This window comes from Actinoalloteichus caeruleus, assembly GCF_049311605.1.
GTDB lineage: Bacteria > Actinomycetota > Actinomycetes > Mycobacteriales > Pseudonocardiaceae > Actinoalloteichus_B > Actinoalloteichus_B caeruleus.
The window spans coordinates 1379732-1397097 of record NZ_CP186005.1; the positions used below are offsets into that span (position 1 = coordinate 1379732).

Annotated in this window: 17 protein-coding genes; 10 read left to right on the forward strand and 7 right to left on the reverse strand. The window is 71.6% G+C overall.

The annotated features are described in order from the left end of the window. Positions 1-212 precede the first annotated feature (212 nt). From ACOJVX_RS06190 to ACOJVX_RS06200, 3 genes are all read left to right on the forward strand, one after another. Positions 213-1331, forward strand: coding sequence for a sugar ABC transporter substrate-binding protein (locus ACOJVX_RS06190; protein ID WP_030225671.1), 1119 nt, complete (start codon positions 213-215; stop codon positions 1329-1331). Positions 1332-1408: 77 nt separating this feature from the next. Further along, positions 1409-2179: an ATP-binding cassette domain-containing protein gene (locus tag ACOJVX_RS06195; RefSeq protein ID WP_026418336.1), complete on the forward strand. Its 771-nt coding sequence runs from the start codon at positions 1409-1411 to the stop codon at positions 2177-2179. An 81-nt stretch (positions 2180-2260) separates the two neighbouring features. Next, on the forward strand, positions 2261-3691 hold the full coding sequence (locus ACOJVX_RS06200; RefSeq protein WP_026418337.1) for a sugar ABC transporter permease: 1431 nt from the start codon (positions 2261-2263) through the stop codon (positions 3689-3691). 148 nt (positions 3692-3839) lie between these two features. Here ACOJVX_RS06200 and ACOJVX_RS06205 read toward each other — a convergent pair whose 3' ends face one another. Beyond that, positions 3840-4016 carry a DUF7455 domain-containing protein gene (locus ACOJVX_RS06205; RefSeq protein ID WP_085944855.1) on the reverse strand — a complete coding sequence of 59 codons (177 nt, stop codon included), beginning with the start codon at positions 4014-4016 and terminating at the stop codon, positions 3840-3842. 376 nt (positions 4017-4392) lie between these two features. Here ACOJVX_RS06205 and ACOJVX_RS06210 point away from each other — a divergent pair, with 376 nt between their 5' ends. Beyond that, on the forward strand, positions 4393-5196 hold the full coding sequence (locus tag ACOJVX_RS06210; protein ID WP_035272908.1) for an EamA family transporter: 804 nt from the start codon (positions 4393-4395) through the stop codon (positions 5194-5196). A 114-nt stretch (positions 5197-5310) separates the two neighbouring features. Here ACOJVX_RS06210 and ACOJVX_RS06215 read toward each other — a convergent pair whose 3' ends face one another. From ACOJVX_RS06215 to ppgK, 3 genes are all read right to left on the reverse strand, one after another. Continuing rightward, complete coding sequence (locus tag ACOJVX_RS06215; RefSeq protein ID WP_026418338.1) at positions 5311-6060, reverse strand: SDR family oxidoreductase; 750 nt, start codon at positions 6058-6060, stop codon at positions 5311-5313. A gap of 253 nt (positions 6061-6313) precedes the next feature. After that, positions 6314-7669, reverse strand: a complete 1356-nt coding sequence (locus tag ACOJVX_RS06220; RefSeq protein WP_026065630.1) for an RNA polymerase sigma factor — start codon at positions 7667-7669, stop codon at positions 6314-6316. A gap of 285 nt (positions 7670-7954) precedes the next feature. Then, a complete protein-coding gene (gene ppgK, locus ACOJVX_RS06225) occupies positions 7955-8716 on the reverse strand; it encodes a polyphosphate--glucose phosphotransferase (RefSeq protein ID WP_026418339.1) in 762 nt (253 codons plus the stop codon). A 124-nt stretch (positions 8717-8840) separates the two neighbouring features. Here ppgK and ACOJVX_RS06230 point away from each other — a divergent pair, with 124 nt between their 5' ends. Beyond that, a complete protein-coding gene (locus tag ACOJVX_RS06230; RefSeq protein ID WP_372492968.1) occupies positions 8841-9737 on the forward strand; it encodes an inositol monophosphatase family protein in 897 nt (298 codons plus the stop codon). Positions 9738-9789: 52 nt separating this feature from the next. Here ACOJVX_RS06230 and cei read toward each other — a convergent pair whose 3' ends face one another. Next, the gene (gene cei / locus ACOJVX_RS06235; RefSeq protein ID WP_026418341.1) at positions 9790-10467 is read right to left on the reverse strand and encodes an envelope integrity protein Cei; all 678 of its coding nucleotides are present in this window, start codon (positions 10465-10467) and stop codon (positions 9790-9792) included. Positions 10468-11105: 638 nt separating this feature from the next. Here cei and ACOJVX_RS06240 point away from each other — a divergent pair. Further along, positions 11106-11408 carry a DUF4193 domain-containing protein gene (locus tag ACOJVX_RS06240; protein ID WP_026065628.1) on the forward strand — a complete coding sequence of 101 codons (303 nt, stop codon included), beginning with the start codon at positions 11106-11108 and terminating at the stop codon, positions 11406-11408. 146 nt (positions 11409-11554) lie between these two features. On the opposite strand, the gene ACOJVX_RS06245 is transcribed toward ACOJVX_RS06240, so the two are convergent. After that, on the reverse strand, positions 11555-12094 hold the full coding sequence (locus ACOJVX_RS06245; protein WP_155886086.1) for a DUF3093 domain-containing protein: 540 nt from the start codon (positions 12092-12094) through the stop codon (positions 11555-11557). Positions 12095-12119: 25 nt separating this feature from the next. Here ACOJVX_RS06245 and dut point away from each other — a divergent pair, with 25 nt between their 5' ends. The 3 genes from dut to ACOJVX_RS06260 all read left to right on the forward strand — a co-directional run bounded on the left by dut (position 12120) and on the right by ACOJVX_RS06260 (position 14535). Then, complete coding sequence (dut, locus tag ACOJVX_RS06250) at positions 12120-12677, forward strand: dUTP diphosphatase (RefSeq protein WP_162147293.1); 558 nt, start codon at positions 12120-12122, stop codon at positions 12675-12677. Positions 12678-12680: 3 nt separating this feature from the next. After that, a complete protein-coding gene (locus ACOJVX_RS06255) occupies positions 12681-13355 on the forward strand; it encodes a DUF3710 domain-containing protein (protein WP_026418343.1) in 675 nt (224 codons plus the stop codon). Between the two features lie 316 nt (positions 13356-13671). Next, positions 13672-14535, forward strand: coding sequence for a DUF3159 domain-containing protein (locus ACOJVX_RS06260; protein WP_422647320.1), 864 nt, complete (start codon positions 13672-13674; stop codon positions 14533-14535). Positions 14536-14721: 186 nt separating this feature from the next. Here the strand turns inward: ACOJVX_RS06260 and ACOJVX_RS06265 are convergent, their stop codons facing one another. Beyond that, complete coding sequence (locus ACOJVX_RS06265) at positions 14722-15396, reverse strand: hypothetical protein (RefSeq protein ID WP_422647321.1); 675 nt, start codon at positions 15394-15396, stop codon at positions 14722-14724. A 563-nt stretch (positions 15397-15959) separates the two neighbouring features. Here ACOJVX_RS06265 and ACOJVX_RS06270 point away from each other — a divergent pair. Then, on the forward strand, positions 15960-17240 hold the full coding sequence (locus ACOJVX_RS06270; protein ID WP_422647322.1) for a class I SAM-dependent RNA methyltransferase: 1281 nt from the start codon (positions 15960-15962) through the stop codon (positions 17238-17240). Positions 17241-17366: the final 126 nt, after the last annotated feature.

The following is a 17366-nucleotide window of genomic DNA, read 5'->3' on the forward strand; positions in this document are numbered from 1 at the left end:
CCTGCCGCCGATCGCCGAATCGCGTCGGAGCTGACCAGCCCACCGGGTTGCTGCGGTCGTCGCAATCCGTGTCATTCACCGGACAGGATTCGAGTCATCCTCGTTCTCGCTGTTCCACCTCACTCCTTCCGGTGACTACCTTGTTGCCGTCAGCAACCAACGTGGGTCGCTGGGCTGGGCCACGCCCGGCGGGAAGTCGATAGGGGACGGCAATGCGCAGCAGGACCCTGCTCGTGATGGTCACCGGGGCCGCCCTGGCCCTCTCCGCGTGCGGAGCCAACCAGGCGGCCGACGCACCCGAGGAGGACAACGCCACCGGGGGCGACGGAGCGAGCGGACTGTCCGTCGGCGTGATCCTGCCCGACACGCGCAGCTCCGCGCGCTGGGAGGGCTTCGACAAGCCCTACCTCGAACAGGCCTTCGCGGAGGCCGGGGTGGACGCCGACATCCAGAACGCCCAGGGCGACATCCAACGCTTCTCGACCATCGCCGACCAGATGATCCAAGGCGGCGTGGACGTCCTCGCCACCGTCAACCTGAGCAGCGAGAGCGGCGCGACCGTCCAGCGCAAGGCGACGGCCGCCGGCATCACCACGGTCGACTACGACCGGCTCACCCTCGGCGGGGAGGCCGACTACTACATCTCCTTCGACAACGTGCGGGTCGGCGAACTCCAGGCCGAAGGGCTCGTCGACTGCCTCGGTGACACCGAGGGCGCCGAGATCATCGAGATCCAGGGCTCCCCGACCGACAACAACGCCAGCCTCTTCCAGGAGGGGCAGCGCCAGGTGCTCCAGCCGCTCTACGACTCCGGGGAGTACGAGCTGGTCGACAGCCAACCCATCGACCAGTGGAACAACCAGCGTGGCGGCACGACCTTCCAGCAGATCCTGACCGCCAACGGCGGGAACGTCGACGGAGTCGTCGCCGCCAACGACGGGCTCGCCGGGGCGGTGATCAACGTCCTCCGGCAGAGCGGGCTCGCGGGGACGGTGCCCGTCACCGGGCAGGACGCCGACCCCGAGGCTCTCCGGTCGATCCTGCTGGGCGAACAGTGCATGACCGTCTACAAGCCGGTCTCCCTCGAAGCCCAGGCGCTGGTGGACCTCGCGCTCGCTCTCGCCGGAGGTGACGAGGGGGCGGCCGAGGAGCAGGTCAGTGGCACCGTCGCCGACGAGGTGGGCGAGCGCGAGGTGAACGCCGTGCTGCTCGAACCCGTCCTCGTGACCCGGGACAACGTCGCCGACGTGGTCGACGACGGCTGGGTCACCGCTGACCGGCTCTGCGACGGGGCGGTCGCTGAGCACTGCGCGGAACTCGGCATCAACTGATTCCCGTCAGGACGGCGGTGGAGGAGGACCCGGTGAATGACCAGCGGGCGGGGTCACCCGCCGACCCGACCGAGCCGGTGCGACCCGTGCTGCGGCTCAGCGGCGTCAACAAGAGTTTCGGGCCGGTGCACGTCCTCCACGACGTCGACCTCGCCGTGCGCCCCGGTGAGGTGACGGCGCTGGTCGGCGACAACGGAGCGGGGAAGTCCACCCTCGTCAAGTGCATCGCCGGCATCCACCCGGTGGACGGTGGGAGCATCCACTTCGACGGGGAGCCCGTCCGCATCACCAGCCCGAAGGACGCGGCGGACCTCGGCATCGAGGTCGTCTACCAGGACCTGGCGCTCGCCGACAACCTCGACATCGTGCAGAACATGTTCCTGGGACGCGAACGCACCAGGGGCGGTCTGCTGGACGAGACGGACATGGAGCGGGCGGCCAGGGACACCCTCGCCTCGCTGTCGGTCCGCACCGTGGCCTCGGTGCGGACCCCCGTCTCCGCCCTCTCCGGCGGGCAGCGCCAGACGGTCGCGATCGCCAAGGCCGTCCTGTGGAACAGCAGGGTCGTCCTCCTCGACGAGCCCACCGCCGCACTCGGCGTCGCCCAGACCAGGCAGGTCCTCGACCTCGTCCGGCGGCTCGCCGAACGCGGCCTGGGGGTGGTGCTCATCAGCCACAACATGAACGACGTGTTCGAGGTCGCCGACCGGATCGCGACCCTCTACCTCGGCCGGCTCGTCGCCGAACTCCCCACCCGCGACACCACCCATGCCCAGGTGGTGGAGCTCATCACCGCCGGCCGGTCCGGCGACCTCGGGCTTCCCCGAGCGGAGAACGTCGCGCTCTGAACCCGACGACCCCCCCACCAGTTCCGATGCCCAGGGGCTCCGGTGACCTCGGGCAGCCTCACCCAGCCCGCGAGGACGGCCATGACCCAGCTCTCCCCGAACTCCTCCTCCGGTGAGGAGCGAACGGAACCCACCGACGGGTTCGCCATCGACACCACCCGCCGCACCACCCGGGAGGCGCTCGGCGACTACGTGGCCCGGCTGCGTGGCGGGCAGCTGGGCGCGCTGCCGGCGCTCCTCGGCCTGCTCACCCTCTTCGTCGTGTTCACGGTCCTCTCCGATCGCTTCCTCACCCTGGGCAACCTCGCGAACCTGCTGGGCCAGGGCGCGGGGATCGTCGTCATCGCCATGGGCCTCGTCTTCGTGCTGCTGCTCGGCGACATCGACCTCTCCGCCGGCACGGCCTCCGGGGTGGCCGCGTCCGTGCTCGCCCTGCACCTGGTGAACAACGGCAACCTCCTCGGGGCGATGGGCACCGCGGTCTTCCTGCTCTTCTGCGGCGCCATCGTCCTCGCCGTCGTCCTGGCCCTGATGGCCAGGTTGTGGATCGGCGCGGGCCTGGCGACCCTGGGGCTGCTGCTCGTGGTGCTGGGTGTCCCGGCCAACCCGTGGCTGGAGATCCTGCTGGCCGTGTGCGTCGGTACGGCCATCGGGTGCCTGACCGGTTTCCTGGTAGCCCGGGTCGGGATACCCGCGTTCGTGGTGACGCTCGCCCTGTTCCTGGCCTGGGGCGGGGTCGTCCTCCAGTTCGTCGGCGTCGGCGGGACGCTGGGACTGCGGGACGACGTGCTCTTCGCCGTCGCCAACGGCAGCCTTCCCGTGTGGGGCAGCTGGCTGTTCGCGCTGGTCGCCGTCCTCGGCTACGTCGCGCTCGGGTGGGGACGTCACCTGCGCCAGGTGCGGGCCGGGGTCGTCACCGCGCCAACCCCGCTCGTGCTGGGCAAGCTGGGGGCGGTGGTCCTGCTGGCCCTGGTGGGCACCTGGCTGCTCACCCTGAACCGTTCGCCCAACGACCAGACCGTCATCGCCGGCGTCCCCTACGTGGTGCCGATCGTCCTGGTCCTGCTCGTCCTGGGGACCCTCGTCCTGGACCGCACCCGCTACGGCCGTCACATCTACGCCGTGGGCGGGAACCGGGAGGCGGCCAGGCGCGCCGGGATCGACGTCGTGAAGATCCGGATGAGCGTCTTCGTCGTGTGCTCCACCGTCGCCGCCATCGGCGCGGTGATCTACTCCTCGAAGGTGGGGTCGGTGGACCCCCAGGCCGGAGGCGGGAACACCCTCCTCTTCGCCGTCGGAGCGGCCGTCATCGGGGGCACCTCCCTGTTCGGAGGTCGCGGCCGGCTGCGGGACGCCGTCATCGGCGGCACCGTGATCGCCACCATCGACAACGGGCTCGGTCTCCTGGGGCAGCCGGCGGCCGTCGTGTCGATCGTCACCGGGGTCGTCCTGCTCCTCGCCGCCAGCGTCGACGCCGTCTCCCGCCGCCGGGCGGCGGCGGTCGGGCGCTGAGGGGAGCCAGCCGCCAACACGGCGGGTCCCCCGCCGCCCACACCACGCCACACACGCGGAAGCGGGTGGTCGGGAACTTCCCGGCCACCCGCTTCGCGGGTCTCACTGACGTCGTGGTGGTGCGTCTCGAGGCTGTCCGCCCAGATGATCAGCTCTGGAGGTCGGCAGCCAGCTCACGGAGTCTCGCCTCGTGCTCACGGGCGTGGTGAGCGCAGAAGAGGAGTTCTCCACCGGAAGGGAGTACGGCACGAACCTTCGCGGCGGCCCCGCAGCGGTCGCAGCGGTCTGAAGCGCGGAGCTCGGGGCGGGTGAGCGTTCCGGTCATCTTCCATCTCCCTCCGTCCCGGGGCCGGGGTATCCGACACCGTTGGGGCCTACCACGGTCCACCATCGTCCGGTCGAGGACCGGGCCGCGGTGTTCCGCGGTACCACTCTTTCAGACGTTCGAGCATCCGTCAGTGTTCCCGGTCCGAGTCGCGAGCCTCGTCACGCCCAACCACCCGGTTGCAGCAGTCGTCCCGACCCGGACGTCCCATCGGAGTACCGACGGCGACGGTGCCGTCCCCGCCCGTCCTCATCCCCCGGGTACCCCACCGGCGCGACACCCGCACAGGCACCATGGGGCGGTGTCGTTCCTGAGCCGATCACGTCCGCTCACCCCGCCGCCGGCGCCCGCGCTGTTCGTCGCGGGAGGGCTCTCCATGTACGTGGGGGCCGCGATCGCCGTCTGGCTGTTCGAGGAGATCTCCCCCTGGGCGGTGGCCTGGTTACGGGTGGTGGGAGCGGCGCTGGTGCTGCTGGCCTGGCGGCGTCCGGGACGGGAGGCGTGGCGGGGCCGCCGTCTGCTGCTGGCCGGGCTGTTCGGGACGGCGACCGCGTTGATGAACATCGCCTTCTACGAGGCGATCGCCCGGCTCCCGATGGGCACGGCGGTGGCCGTGGAGTTCATGGGGCCGGTGGTGGTCGCGGCGCTGGGGACGAGGACCCGGCGCGACGTGGGCGCGCTGGGCCTGGCGGTGCTCGGTGTGCTGCTCATCGCGGACGTCCGCCTGAGCGGTAGTCCCCTCGGCGTGCTCTTCGCCCTGCTGGCGGCGGCGTTCTGGGCGGCGTACATCGTGCTGGGCAAGCGGGTCGCCACCGGGGGCAACGGCTTCGACGACATGGCGGTGGGCTTCACCGTCGCGGCGGTGCTGCTCAGCCCGCTCGCGGTGGGCACCGGGCCGGTGTGGGGCTCACCGAGGCTGCTGGTGCTGGCCGTCGGGGTGGGGGTGCTCTCGACGCTGGTGCCGTACCTGCTGGACCAGATCGTCCTGCGCAGGGTCGGTCAGGCGCGGTTCGCGCTGCTGCTGGCGCTCCTGCCGGTCACCGCGACGGTGACCGGCCTCGTCGTGCTCGCCCAGGTGCCCGCACCGCTGGAGGCCGTCGGGATCCTCTGCGTGGTGGGAGCGGTGGCGCTGCGCACCCGGGACGACAAGCCGGCCGGCCCGCCACCCGAACCCGGCTGACCGGGCGCCACCCGAGGTGTGGAAGCGGTGTCGCCCCTGGCGGCCGCGCGAGACCCGAGCGAGCCTCCAACGGGCCCGCCAGCGGCGCCGAGGGAGGCTGGCCGCCCGGGCCCGTCAGTTGCCCCCAGCGACCCGCAGGACCGCCCCGCTGGCGTAGGTGGCTCCGGGTGAGAGGAACCAGCTGATCGCGTGCGCGATCTCCTCGGGCTGCCCGGCGCGGCCCAGCGGGATGCGTGTCGCCACCCTGGTCGCGCGGTCCGGGTCCCCCGACGACGCGTGGATCTCGGTGTGCACGGTCCCGGGCGCCACCGCGTTCACGCGGATGCCCTCGGCGGCGACCTCCTTGGCCAGCCCCACCGTCATCGCGTCCACCGCGGCCTTGCTCGCCGCGTAGTGCACGTACTCGCCCGGGCTCCCCAGCGTGGCCGCCGCCGAGGACACGTTCACGATCACCCCGCCCCCGCCGCCCCGTGAGGTGGACATCGCGCGGACGGCCCGGCGGGCGCACAACAGGTAGCCGATCACCCCGACCTCGACGACCGACCGGAGGTCCGAGGTGTCGGAGTCGGCGAGCGGACCCAGCCTGCTGGTGATCGCGGCGTTGTTCACCAGGCCCGTCACCGGGCCCAACCGCTCCGAGGCCACCTCGAAGAGGCGGTCGACGGCGTCCTCGTCCGCGATGTCGACCGCGCAGGCGACCGCCCGTCCTCCGGCGGCCACGACGTCGGCCACGACCCGGTCGGCGGCGTCCCGATCCCGCCGGTACCCCACGACGAGGTGATGACCCTCGGCGCCGAGCAGGCGGGCCGTCGCGGCCCCGATGCCTCGGGAACCACCAGTGATGACCGTCACATTTCGCCTCATGTCCCGCCATCCTCCCCACGTCGGCCCAGGCGGCCGCCGAGGAGGGATGCTAGTCGGTGGGAGGGCTGGTCGGGAGAGCGCGAACAGGGCAGGGCAACCAGGTGGGAGGACGAGTGCCACCGCGCACCCGCCACTGTTCCCGACCCCGGACGGCATGGGCCTGGTTCACCGGGGAGGCGCGGGGACGCGCGAACGGGCGCCTCCACAGGGGAGACGCCCGTTCGCGTCGTCGTACCGCCGGGGCCGGCTCGGCTCAGTCCAGGTAGTCCCGCAGGACCTGGGAGCGAGAGGGGTGGCGGAGCTTCGACATCGTCTTGGACTCGATCTGCCGAATCCGTTCCCTGGTCACGCCGTACACCTGGCCGATCTCGTCCAGGGTGCGCGGCTGGCCGTCGGTGAGCCCGAAGCGGAGCCGCACGACGCCGGCCTCCCGCTCGGACAGGGTGGCCAGCACCGACTGGAGCTGGTCCTGGAGAAGGGTGAACGACACGGCGTCCACCGCCACCACGGCCTCCGAGTCCTCGATGAAGTCACCGAGCTGGGAGTCGCCCTCGTCACCGATCGTCTGGTCGAGCGAGATGGGCTCCCGGGCGTACTGCTGGATCTCCAGCACCTTCTCCGGGGTGATGTCCATCTCCTTCGCGAGCTCCTCGGGAGTGGGCTCGCGGCCCAGGTCCTGGAGGAGCTCACGCTGGATGCGACCGAGCTTGTTGATGACCTCCACCATGTGGACCGGAATCCGGATGGTCCTCGCCTGGTCGGCCATCGCACGGGTGATGGCCTGGCGGATCCACCAGGTCGCGTAGGTGGAGAACTTGTAGCCCTTGGTGTAGTCGAACTTCTCGACGGCGCGGATCAGGCCGAGGTTGCCCTCCTGGATGAGGTCCAGGAACGCCATGCCGCGGCCCGTGTAGCGCTTGGCCAGGCTGACCACGAGTCGGAGGTTCGCCTCCAGCAGGTGGCTCTTGGCCCGCTCGCCGTCCCGGACGATCCACCGCAGGTCCCGGCCGAGCTGGGGGGAGAGCTTCTCGCCCTCGTCCTCGGCCTTGCGGACGCGTTCGGCGGCGTAGAGACCCGCCTCGATCCGCTTGGCGAGCTCCACCTCCTCCTCGGCGTTGAGCAGGGCCACCTTGCCGATCTGCTTCAGGTAGGCCCGGACGGAGTCGGCCGACGCGGTCAGCTCCGCGTCCTTGCGCGCCTGGCGGAGCGCCTCCGACTCCTCCTCGTCCCAGACGAAGTCGCCACTAGCCTTGGCGGCTTCCTCCTCCTGCGTGTCCGTCTCGGCCAGCGTCTCCTCGGTCAGGTCGACCGCGACGTCGGCGAGGTCGTCGGAACCGGGGGCGGCGGCCTCCAGCTCCACCGCCTCGTCCAACTCGAGGCCCTTCTTGGCCTTGGTCTGAGACTTGCCCGCCGTGCCCTTCTCGCTCTTCCTGCCCCGGCCCTTGGCCGCCGGCTTCTTGGCGGAGGTCTTCCGCGGCGAGGCCGGTTTCTTCGCGGGTGTCTCTGCGTCAAGTTTGGCGGCCGCCTGAGCCGGGGTGGCCGTCGTCGACTTGGCGCCGCCCGCGGCGACGGAGCTGGAGCGTCGGGTTGCTGTGTTTGCGGCTGCCACGTACGCCCTTTCGCGACGATCGATCACGGCAAGCCGCAGGTCGCACACCTCGGCCGCCACGTGTTCGGGGAATTACCCGCCAGCCGATTTGGTCGATTGATCGGAGGGGGCGCGTTCCATTGTAACGACAGCCCGTGGGTGCGAACCCCCCGCGAGGCCCTCTCGGGGGAACGATCTCACCGGTACCGGCGTTCCCCGCCCGAGTGCGACGTGCCGCCCACCCCCGGCGGGTACCCGGCCGCCGCCCGGGGTTCACTCTGGTCAGCGGCCGGTGCGCCCCGTTCCTCATGTGCTCCCGACGGCCCGCGCGGCCGCGGCGGCACCGACGATCCCGGCGTCGTTGCGCAGCTTCGCCGCCACGATCTCCGTCCTGATGTCCAGCAGTGGGAGCCATTTGTCGGCCTTCTTGCTGACACCGCCGCCCGCGATGATGAGGTCCGGCCAGAACGCTCGTTCGAGCGCGTGGACGTACCGGTTGACCCGGACCACCCACTCCTCCCACGACAGCTTCTCGTCGTCCTTCACCGACGCCGCCGCCCGGCTCTCCGCGTCGTGACCGTCCACCTCCAGGTGACCCAGCTCGGAGTTGGGGATCAGCTTGCCGTCGAGGAACATCGCGCTGCCGATCCCGGTGCCGAAGGTGAGGACGACCACCAGCCCGCCACGGCCGGCGCCGGCCCCGTAGGTCATCTCGGCGGTGCCGGCGGCATCCGCGTCGTTGAGCACCACGACATCCTCGCGGCGGCGTCCCAACCTTTCCGCGAACAGGTTCTGAGCGTCGGTGCCGATCCACGCGTCGTCGACGTTGGCCGCGGTGTGCGCGACGCCCTGGCTCATCACGCAGGGCAGGGTGACGCCCACCGCTCCGTCCCACCCGAAGGACTTGGTGATCTCGGCCACGACGTCGGCGACCGCGTCGGGCCTGGAGGGTTGGGGGGTGGGAATACGCACCCGGTCGGCGGCGAGCTCTCCGGCCCCCAGATCGACCAGGCTCCCCTTGATGCCGGAACCGCCAATGTCGATGCCGAAGCCCCGGGTAGCGCCCATCCCGTGGTCCTTCCTACTCGATTCAGCTAATGGTGTGCAGAACCATAGGTCATCCCGGTGGGAAAGCGTGAGCTGTGTTACCCGCGCGATGGTCGGGACTCCCACCCTGTGATCCGATGGACGGGTGGCAGCAGACAAGTCGACGTCCCCCCTGTCCTCCCGACCCGCGCTCGCCGGTGAGGAGGTGGCCGAACTCCGTTCGACGGCGGTGGCGCTCGCCCGTGAGGCGGCCGAGCTGGTCCGGGAACGCCGGGGCTCGTTGGGGGACTACCAGGGCGGTGTCGACACCAAGAGCACGAGGACGGACGTCGTCACCGAGGCCGACCACGCGGCGGAGAGGCTGATCCGCCAGCGCCTCGCCGAGCTCCGGCCAGGGGACGCGGTCCTCGGCGAGGAGGGCGGCGGGGAGGAGGAGGCCGGGCCGGACGCCCCCCGTTGGGTCGTCGACCCGATCGACGGGACGGTGAACTACCTGTACGGCTACCCCTGGTACGGCGTCTCCGTGGCCGTCCAGTACGGCGGCACGTCCGTGGCGGGCGCGGTGGTCGAACCGGCGAGCGGGCGGGTGTGGAGCGCGGGGCAGGGCCTGGGGGCGACGCTGGACGACATGCCCCTCTCGGTGTCGGACCGGAGGGAGCTGGACACGACCCTGGTTGCGACCGGGTTCGCCTACGACCCAGCCCGCCGGAGCCGGCAGGCGTCCGCGGTCAGCTCGCTGCTGGGGGTGGTCCGGGACGTGCGCCGGGCCGGAGCGGCGTCACTGGACCTCTGCGCGGTCGCCGCCGGGTGGGTGGACGCCTACGCGGAGCACGGGCTGCACCGGTGGGACTGGGCAGCCGGTGCCCTGATCGCGGCCGAGGCTGGCGCCGTCGTCCGACTGCCGGGGTCGGAGCCCGGCGTGGCGGCCGACCTGGGCGGCTCTCCCGGGAGCCACGGGAGTGACCTCACGTTCGTCGCCGCCCCCGGCATCGCGGACGCGCTCTGGTCCGCGTTGCCGGGGGCGGGCTTCGGATCCGTCTGAGGGAGTGGTCGGCGCGGCCCCCGGGGCGGCGCGGGCGGCGACCCCGGAGGGGTCAGCAGCTCACGTCCCGGGCGGCCGCCAGCATCTCCTCGTCGAGGGCGGGGCCGGCGGTGTCGCCACCGTCGGACTGCTGGCCGCCCTGCTGGCTCGGCTGGTCGGTTCCCCAGGCCGCCAGTTGCTCCAGGATCTCCTTGGCGGCCGCGTTCGGTTTGACCTCGTCGAACTTGGAGCCGAGCGCGAGCGCGATCGTCGCCTCCTGCCGCTGGTCGCTGACCAGCTCAGCGCAGGGAACCGCCAGGCTCAGGGTCCTGGCCATCGCCGCGCTGTTCGGTCCGAACCGGATCTGGCCGTGGCAGTCCATGTCCTGGTCGGCGTACACGGGGTCGTTGTTCGGCCGGTAGGCCTGTTCGAACTCCAGCGCCGACAGTTCCTCGGCGATCATCGTCGCCTGGCCTCGGACGCCGTTGGCGTTCAGCACCGTCACCATCACCTGGGAGGGCGGGGCCGGGTCGGTGCGGTCCAGCGCGTCCCTCGGCATCGCCTCACCGGGCTCCGGTGGCGGTTCCTCGTCCGGGGCGGTGGTGCGCACCGAGGGCGGCGAGCACCTCGTGGCTTCCTCGATGGTCTCGATGTTGTCGAAGACGCCGGTCCACACCCAGCCGGCCACGCCCCCCAGCACGGCGATCAGGATTAACGCCGGTAGGGGCTTGCGGCGCCGGTACCTCGGCACGGTGTTCTGTGGTGTTCCTTTCCGGGCACCCACGTCCTGCAAGCCTCCCCCGACTCAAGCTTTGGATGACCCGGTTGACAGCCGGGCAGGTTGTTTTAGCCTATGCGGTCGCCCAGCTTCGTGCTGGGCAGTGGCAGGCATGGTGGCGCCTTCGTGATCGTCGACCGGCCACTCCGGGCTCCCGGGGCGGGGTCGCCAGAGGTGATCGGGCGTCCTCGGCGGCCGGGACGACCGCCCTGGCTCGCCTCGGCGTCGACGAACAGGACTCCGGGTGGCCGGGAGGAACCCTGCCAGCCGGCGTACCCCGCACCTCTCCAGACGTCGGAATGATCACTCCGGGTTGCTAGCTGTGATGTTTGTCACAACTCGTGGGTTGAGGTGGAGGTGAGGGAACAGCGTGTGCGAGCGGCCGTGTCCTCTCCGTTACGTCGACCGGGTGACCCGACGCTCATGGTCCGCGTTCGTGAGCTACCCTCGCCCCGCCCCGGACACGGTTACTGGCTCCCGCTGGTGGCCGGATCCGCGGCCCGAGGTGCGGACGAGACCTCCGTCACGTCGGGGATGGGCACAAACACGGGTGCTCGGACGTTGTCCAGCGGCACGAAACACAGTCTCCGTTGATCGCAGGGGTGAACACGATGGCGACCGACTACGACGCTCCGCGCAGAAGCGAGGCGGACGACCTCGCTGAGGATTCGCTAGAGGAGCTGAAGGCACGGCGGAACGAGGCCCAGGCTGCGGTCGTCGACGTCGACGAGGGTGAGAACGCAGAGAACTTCGAGCTGCCCGGGGCCGACCTGTCCGGCGAGGAGCTGACGGTCAAGGTGCTCCCGAAGCAGGCCGACGAGTTCACCTGCTCGCAGTGCTTCTTGGTGCACCACCGCAGCCGGCTGGCCGAGGAGCGCGGTGGGCGCTACGTCTGCCGCGACTGCGCTGCCTGAGAGCTCCGAGGACAGTGGGCCGGGGAGCCGGACGGGTGCCCGGCTCCGGCCACGACGACGCGGAACCCTCGGGACGGCTCCGTGCCCCCGCGTCCGTGCTCGGAGTGGGTGCCCGCGACGTCGGGTGACCGACCCGCCCAGCCGGGTCAGGCGTCGGCTGACGCCTCCTTCTCGGCGAGCAACGCGTCCCTGACCTCCTCCGGGCGGCGGGCGCTGAACAACCAGTAGGGCGTGGGGTCCTGGGGGTCGGTGATCTCCACCCACACCATCGGCCCGACCCAGGCGCGGTGGACGACGTAGGCCGCCGGGTCGAGTTCCCGTCCGAGCGCCCGGCCCTTCTCGGCCTTGTCGACGACCTCGACCTCTCCCACGAACCGGGTGGGAATCCGGGCGGGCCCCACGACCAGGTCGCCACCGCCGACCTCGACCCGTGCCCGGCCGAGCCACACCAGCACGGCGACCATCACCGTGGCGAGAACGACGTAGGGGATCCAGGCCCGGGGGCCCGGGTAGCCCATGTGGATCTGGACACCCAGCAGAACCGCCGCGCCGAGCGCTGGCGGCCACCCCCACCACGGCACGTAGAGGCGTTGCCGCGTGCGGGGGAGCCCCGACACGTCGCCCTGGGGACCGGCGGAGCCGGTGGTGACGTTCGGCGTGGGTGCCGTGCCCGTACTGTCAGTCACGTGGGTCAGAGTAGTCTCGCCGCTCGTGGTAGGCGTCGAGGTGTTGTTGACCCGGCTGGATCCGGCGGTTCCACTTCCCAGTTACGCGCGTGAGGGCGACGCTGGAGTGGATCTGGTCACGACCAGCAACGTGGAACTCGCTCCGGGAGAACGTGTGGTGGTGGGAACGGGGATCGCCGTGGCCCTCCCCCCCGGGTACGCGGGTTTCGTCCACCCGAGGTCCGGGCTGGCGGCCAGGGTGGGCCTGAGCGTCGTGAACACGCCGGGCACGATCGACTGCGGGTATCGCGGGGAGATCCGGGTCTGTCTGATCAACCACGATCCGAGGGAGCCCGTCCGACTGGAACGGATGGACCGCATCGCCCAGCTGGTGGTCCAACGGGTCGAAAAGGCGGAATTCCACGAGGTGGCCGAGTTGCCGCCGTCCGAGCGTGGTTCCGGTGGCTACGGTTCCACCGGAGGTCATGCCACTCTGGATCACACGGGGGCAGCGGTGGTGGGCTCCGGCCCGACCACGGTGGCGGGCGACACAGCAGGTGCGGCGGGCCCGGTGGGGTCGCTGGCGGCAGAGACGGAGGTGTGACGGATGTTCGGATGGGGCCGACGTCAGCGTTCCGAGCGGGACCGTGTTACCGAGGAGGAGGCCGCATCCGGCGGTGAGGTCGTCGGGCCGTTCGACGAGAACGAGGCCCCGGACGACAAGCTGAGCCGGCTCGACCTCGGTTCGGTCCGGTTGCCCGTGCCCAACGGGTCCCAGCTCCAGGTCGAGGTGGACCCCTCGGGGCCGGTCCGGGCCGTGCACCTGGTGACCCAGGTGGGGAGGCTGACCGTCAGCGCCTTCGCGGCTCCCCGGTCGAGCGGCCTGTGGGCCGACATCCGCACCGAGCTCGCCGAGCAGCTGGGCAAGGACGGGGCCCGCGTGCGGAAGGAACCGGGGGAGTGGGACACGGAACTGGTGTCCACCTCCCCGAAGGTCACGTTGCGCTTCCTCGGCGTCGACGGTCCCCGCTGGCTGCTGCGCGGCGTCGCCGCCGGGCCGAGTGAGCACAGCGAGGCGCTGGCCACCCTGCTGCGCGACGTCGTCCGGGACACGATCGTGGTGCGGGGTACCAACCCGCTGCCGGTGCGCACCCCACTGCCCATCAAGCTCCCCAAGCAGGTCGAGGCCCACCTCGAACAGGCTCGTGCCCAGCAGGAGGGCCAGGCGAAGGTGCGTGACGCCCAGGCGGCGATCACGCAGCGCAGGCAGACCGCGCGCTGACCCGTCGTCCGTGCCGTTGCCCGGTCTCCCGTCAGGGCGACGGCTCCTCCTCGACCAGTCATCCGCCCCGAACGGATGGGCGTCGTCGGGTGTGGGGAGGGGACGGACGACGGAGGGTGCCCGTCCTCACCGTTCCGAGAACGTTCGCCTCCGCTCAGTGATCGACCGTTCGGGGTGAACGGGTGCCGGGGCTACAGTGGTCGTGGGCGGACGGCGAGTTCCCGGCTGGTCGGCGCCCACGCGGAACGCTCGACGCGGTGGTGTCGACGGGCCGGGTCCTGACCCCACACGCCGAGGACGAGTTGCGGACGACGGCATGAGCGAACCCAGAACTACGCACACGGAACCCGAGCCGGAACCGACCGGTCCGGCGGTGTCGCCGACGGACGCCGCGGCACACGTCGCCGACCCAGCGGAACCGCCAGCACCCACCCTGCTCGAGCAGATGGGGGGCATCTCCGGGCTGATCGCGTCGGTGATCCCCGTGGTGCTCTTCGTCTCGGTCAGCGCGCTGACCGAGTGGCAGGTGGCGCTGTGGGCCGCCATCGGCGGCGCGGTGCTGATCGCGATCTGGCGCCTGGTGCGCAAGGAGGCGCTCCAACCCGCGGTCTCCGGTGTGCTCGGCGTCCTGCTGTGCGCTTTCATCGCCTATCGCACCGGTTCCGAGCGGGGCTTCTACCTGTACGGGATCTGGGCGAGCCTCGTCTTCGGCATCGCCTTCCTGGTCTCGATGGTGGCGCGGTGGCCGCTGGTCGGGGTGATCTGGGCCGGGCTGAACGGCTCCGGCTTCGCCTGGCGGTCGGTACCGCGCGCGCGGGCGGCCTACCAGCTCGCCACCGCCCTGTGGACCGTGTTCTTCTTCTCCCGGTTCGTGGTCCAGCAGTGGCTCTACGACGCGGACGAGGCCGGCTGGCTCGGCGTGGCGCGCCTGAGCATGGGCACCCCGCTGACGGCGGTCGCGTTGTTGCTCACGATCTGGGCGGTGCGCCGCGCGAACCGGATCGTCGAGGAGGAGGCGGCGCGGGCGGCGCCCGAATCCCCGTCGCCGGCGGGAGCCGGGGGAACCGCCGACGTCCGGCCGTCCTCGGCTCCGGACGAGGTGGGTGCCGGCGGAGCGATGAGCGAACCGGAGGCCTCCCCCGCCTCCGCACGGGACGGCCGCTCACCTGGGAGTCCCTGAGCCGTCGTCCCCGAGGCGGCGGAGTTCGCCGACCCGGCCCCGCTGTCGGGCTGGATCGGCTGGATCACCCGGCGTGATCGCCGTCGCCGAGCGGCCGGCCCTGGATCGCTCCCCACCGCCCTGGTCATGTCCTGGTGGACGACGAGGGGCCAGCCACGGCTGGCCCCTCGTCGTCCGCGGCGGTGCTCAGCCGACGCGCGTCGTCGTGCCGTCCTCGACCGGACCCGCCGTTCCCCGCTGGTCCTCCTCGGCGTCCCGTTCGGGCGTGGTGGACGAGCCGGTGTCCTCGGGCCGTCGCTCCGCGTCCGGCGTCCGAGCCCACCAGGGCAGGTCCCAGCCGGCCGAGTTCTGCCACCACCGCCCGGGGGCGTCCTCCGGCAGGGTCGTGGTCTCCCCGGCCGTCGCGGGGTCGGTCCCCTCCGCCGTGCCGGAGTCGAGTTCCTGGCAGATCAGCGTGGTGAGGCCCGTGAGGAAGTCGGCCAGCGTCCACACTCCCTGGAGGAGGGAGAGGCGGCTGGTCGGTGACACCTCGTTGTCGCACTGCGCGGCGTCGTGCACGGGCCCGCCCACCACGACGTTGTCCTCGGTGGAGGAGATCGTCCAGTCGGAGGTTTCGCCCGTCTGCTCCCACACCACCTCGCCGTTGACGACGACCTGGGCGTGGAAGCGTTCCTGGGTCGTGTCGAGCAGTGAGTTCAGCGGTCGGGGCAGCAGCCGCGCGTTGTCCTCGTCCTGGTCGGCCGACGCCGTGGGAACGAGCAGGAGGCCGGCGGCGACCGCGGCGCCGAGCACAGCCGCCGTCGCGCCGCGTGCGTGGCGGCGGACGGTCGAACAGGAGGTTTTCTCGTCAGGAGTCTTCACCTGGACAACCCTTCTCCATCGGTTACGAGGGGACTCCCCAGAAAGGGAGAGTGGGCGGCCCGCGCCGCCGGGAGTCGTTTTCCGTGTTCACCGCGTCGGACCGTATCAGCGGATCTTGCTGCGAAAGTGGACCCTTCCGCTCGACATTCCCGATATCACCTGTCAAGGCGTTGACCCTCCGTGCTCGAGCACCACCGAATGATAAAAGCGATCGCGATATGCGGGGTAATGCCTGTTCAGGTGGGGTCTGGTGTCGCGAAGTGGAGCTTTTTCCAGATCATTCCCCTGATTGTCGGAACAAAGGGTCAGGGATATCCTCCGCTGTCGGGTCCCCGTCGCCGATTTCCCCTGAAAGACTGGTGTGTCGTTGTCGGGGTGCCGGCGGTGGGGGCGTGGCCCCCTTCGCGGTGCGCGGGCCCGTCCGTCCGTTCTCGTCCCGCCAGGGGGCCGCGGCGACCGGGCGCCCCGCCGGCGCGGCACCTCCGCTGCCCGTTCGTCCGGCCCGGCTGGGGCTACGCTGGGTACGAGCGTTTCCCTGATGTCGGAAAGGACCCCGTCCCGCGGTGAGCACCTCTGCGCCGAGCCAGCGACCGGACTGGACAGGACATCGGATCGATCTGGAGGTCGGCCCTCCCGGACACGGTGGTTTCTGCGTTGCCCGGCACGAGGGCCGAGTGGTCTTCGTCCGGCACGCCCTGCCCGGGGAGCGGGTGACCGCCCTCGTGACCGAGGACAAAGGCGGCGGCTACTGCCGCGCCGACGCCGTCACCGTGCACTCCGCCTCCCCGGACCGGGTCACCCCGAGCTGCCCGCTCTCCGGTCCGGGCGGGTGCGGCGGCTGTGACTGGCAGCACGTCCGCCCGGAGCGGCAGCGCGCGATCAAGGCCGGAGTGGTGGAGGAGCAGCTGCGCCGCATCGCCGGCGTCGACCGTTCCGTGGTCGTGGAGGAACTGCCCGGTGGTGTGCTCGGGTGGCGCAGCCGGGTACGGCTGGCCGTGGACGACGCCGGGGTCGCCGGGTTCCGGGCCCACCGCAGTCACCGGGTGGTCGCGGCGACCGGATGCCCGTTGTCCGTGCCGGGCATGGTCGACGGGCTGCTGGGACGGCGCTGGCGGCCGGGTATCGAACTCGACGTGACCGTCGACGCCAACGAGCAGGTGCACGTCAGCGAGCTCCGGCCGGGGCGCGGCTCGCGCCCGACCTCGCGCCGGATCGCCGGGGACGGAGTGGCCGTGCAGCGCGCCGCTGGTCGCGACTGGCGCGTCCACCCCCACGGCTTCTGGCAGGTGCACCCCGCCGCCGCCGACGTGCTGGCCGAGGCCGTCGGATCCTGGACTCGCGCCCCCAGGGGAGGGACGGCCTGGGACCTCTACGGGGGAGCGGGTCTGTTCGCCTCGGTGCTCGCCGAGCAGGTCGGCACCGGGGGAGCGGTGGTCGTCGTGGAGTCAGCTCCCCGCGCCGTCGCCGACGGCGAGCGGGAGCTCGCGGACCTCCCCCAGGTGAGCTTCGTGACGGGGCGGGTGGAGCGGGTGCTCGCCCGGGGCCTCGGTGGCGGCGCTCCCGACGTGGTCGTGCTGGACCCGCCCCGCAAGGGCGCCGGTCGTGAGGTGATCAGCCAGATCGGCGCAGCCCGCCCGGCAAGGGTCGTGCACGTGGCCTGCGACCCGGCTGCCTTCGCCCGAGACGTCGGGCTACTGAGGGAGCAGGGGTACCGGTTGGCCGAACTGCGTGCGTTCGACGCCTTCCCGATGACGCACCACGTGGAGTGCGTGGCACTCTTCGAGCAGGCGGACGGGAACGGGGATACCGCCACCACGACGCCGGCTGTTAGCCCCGAGGAGTGATTCCCTTCACGCTGGGTAAGTTCATTGGGGGGAACGCGCTCGAGTCTGTCCCGGCCCTCTACCCACTCCGGTGAGGCGCCGTCACGCCAGGCTCACACCCCGCAGCGACCGGGACGGTGCCCTCGG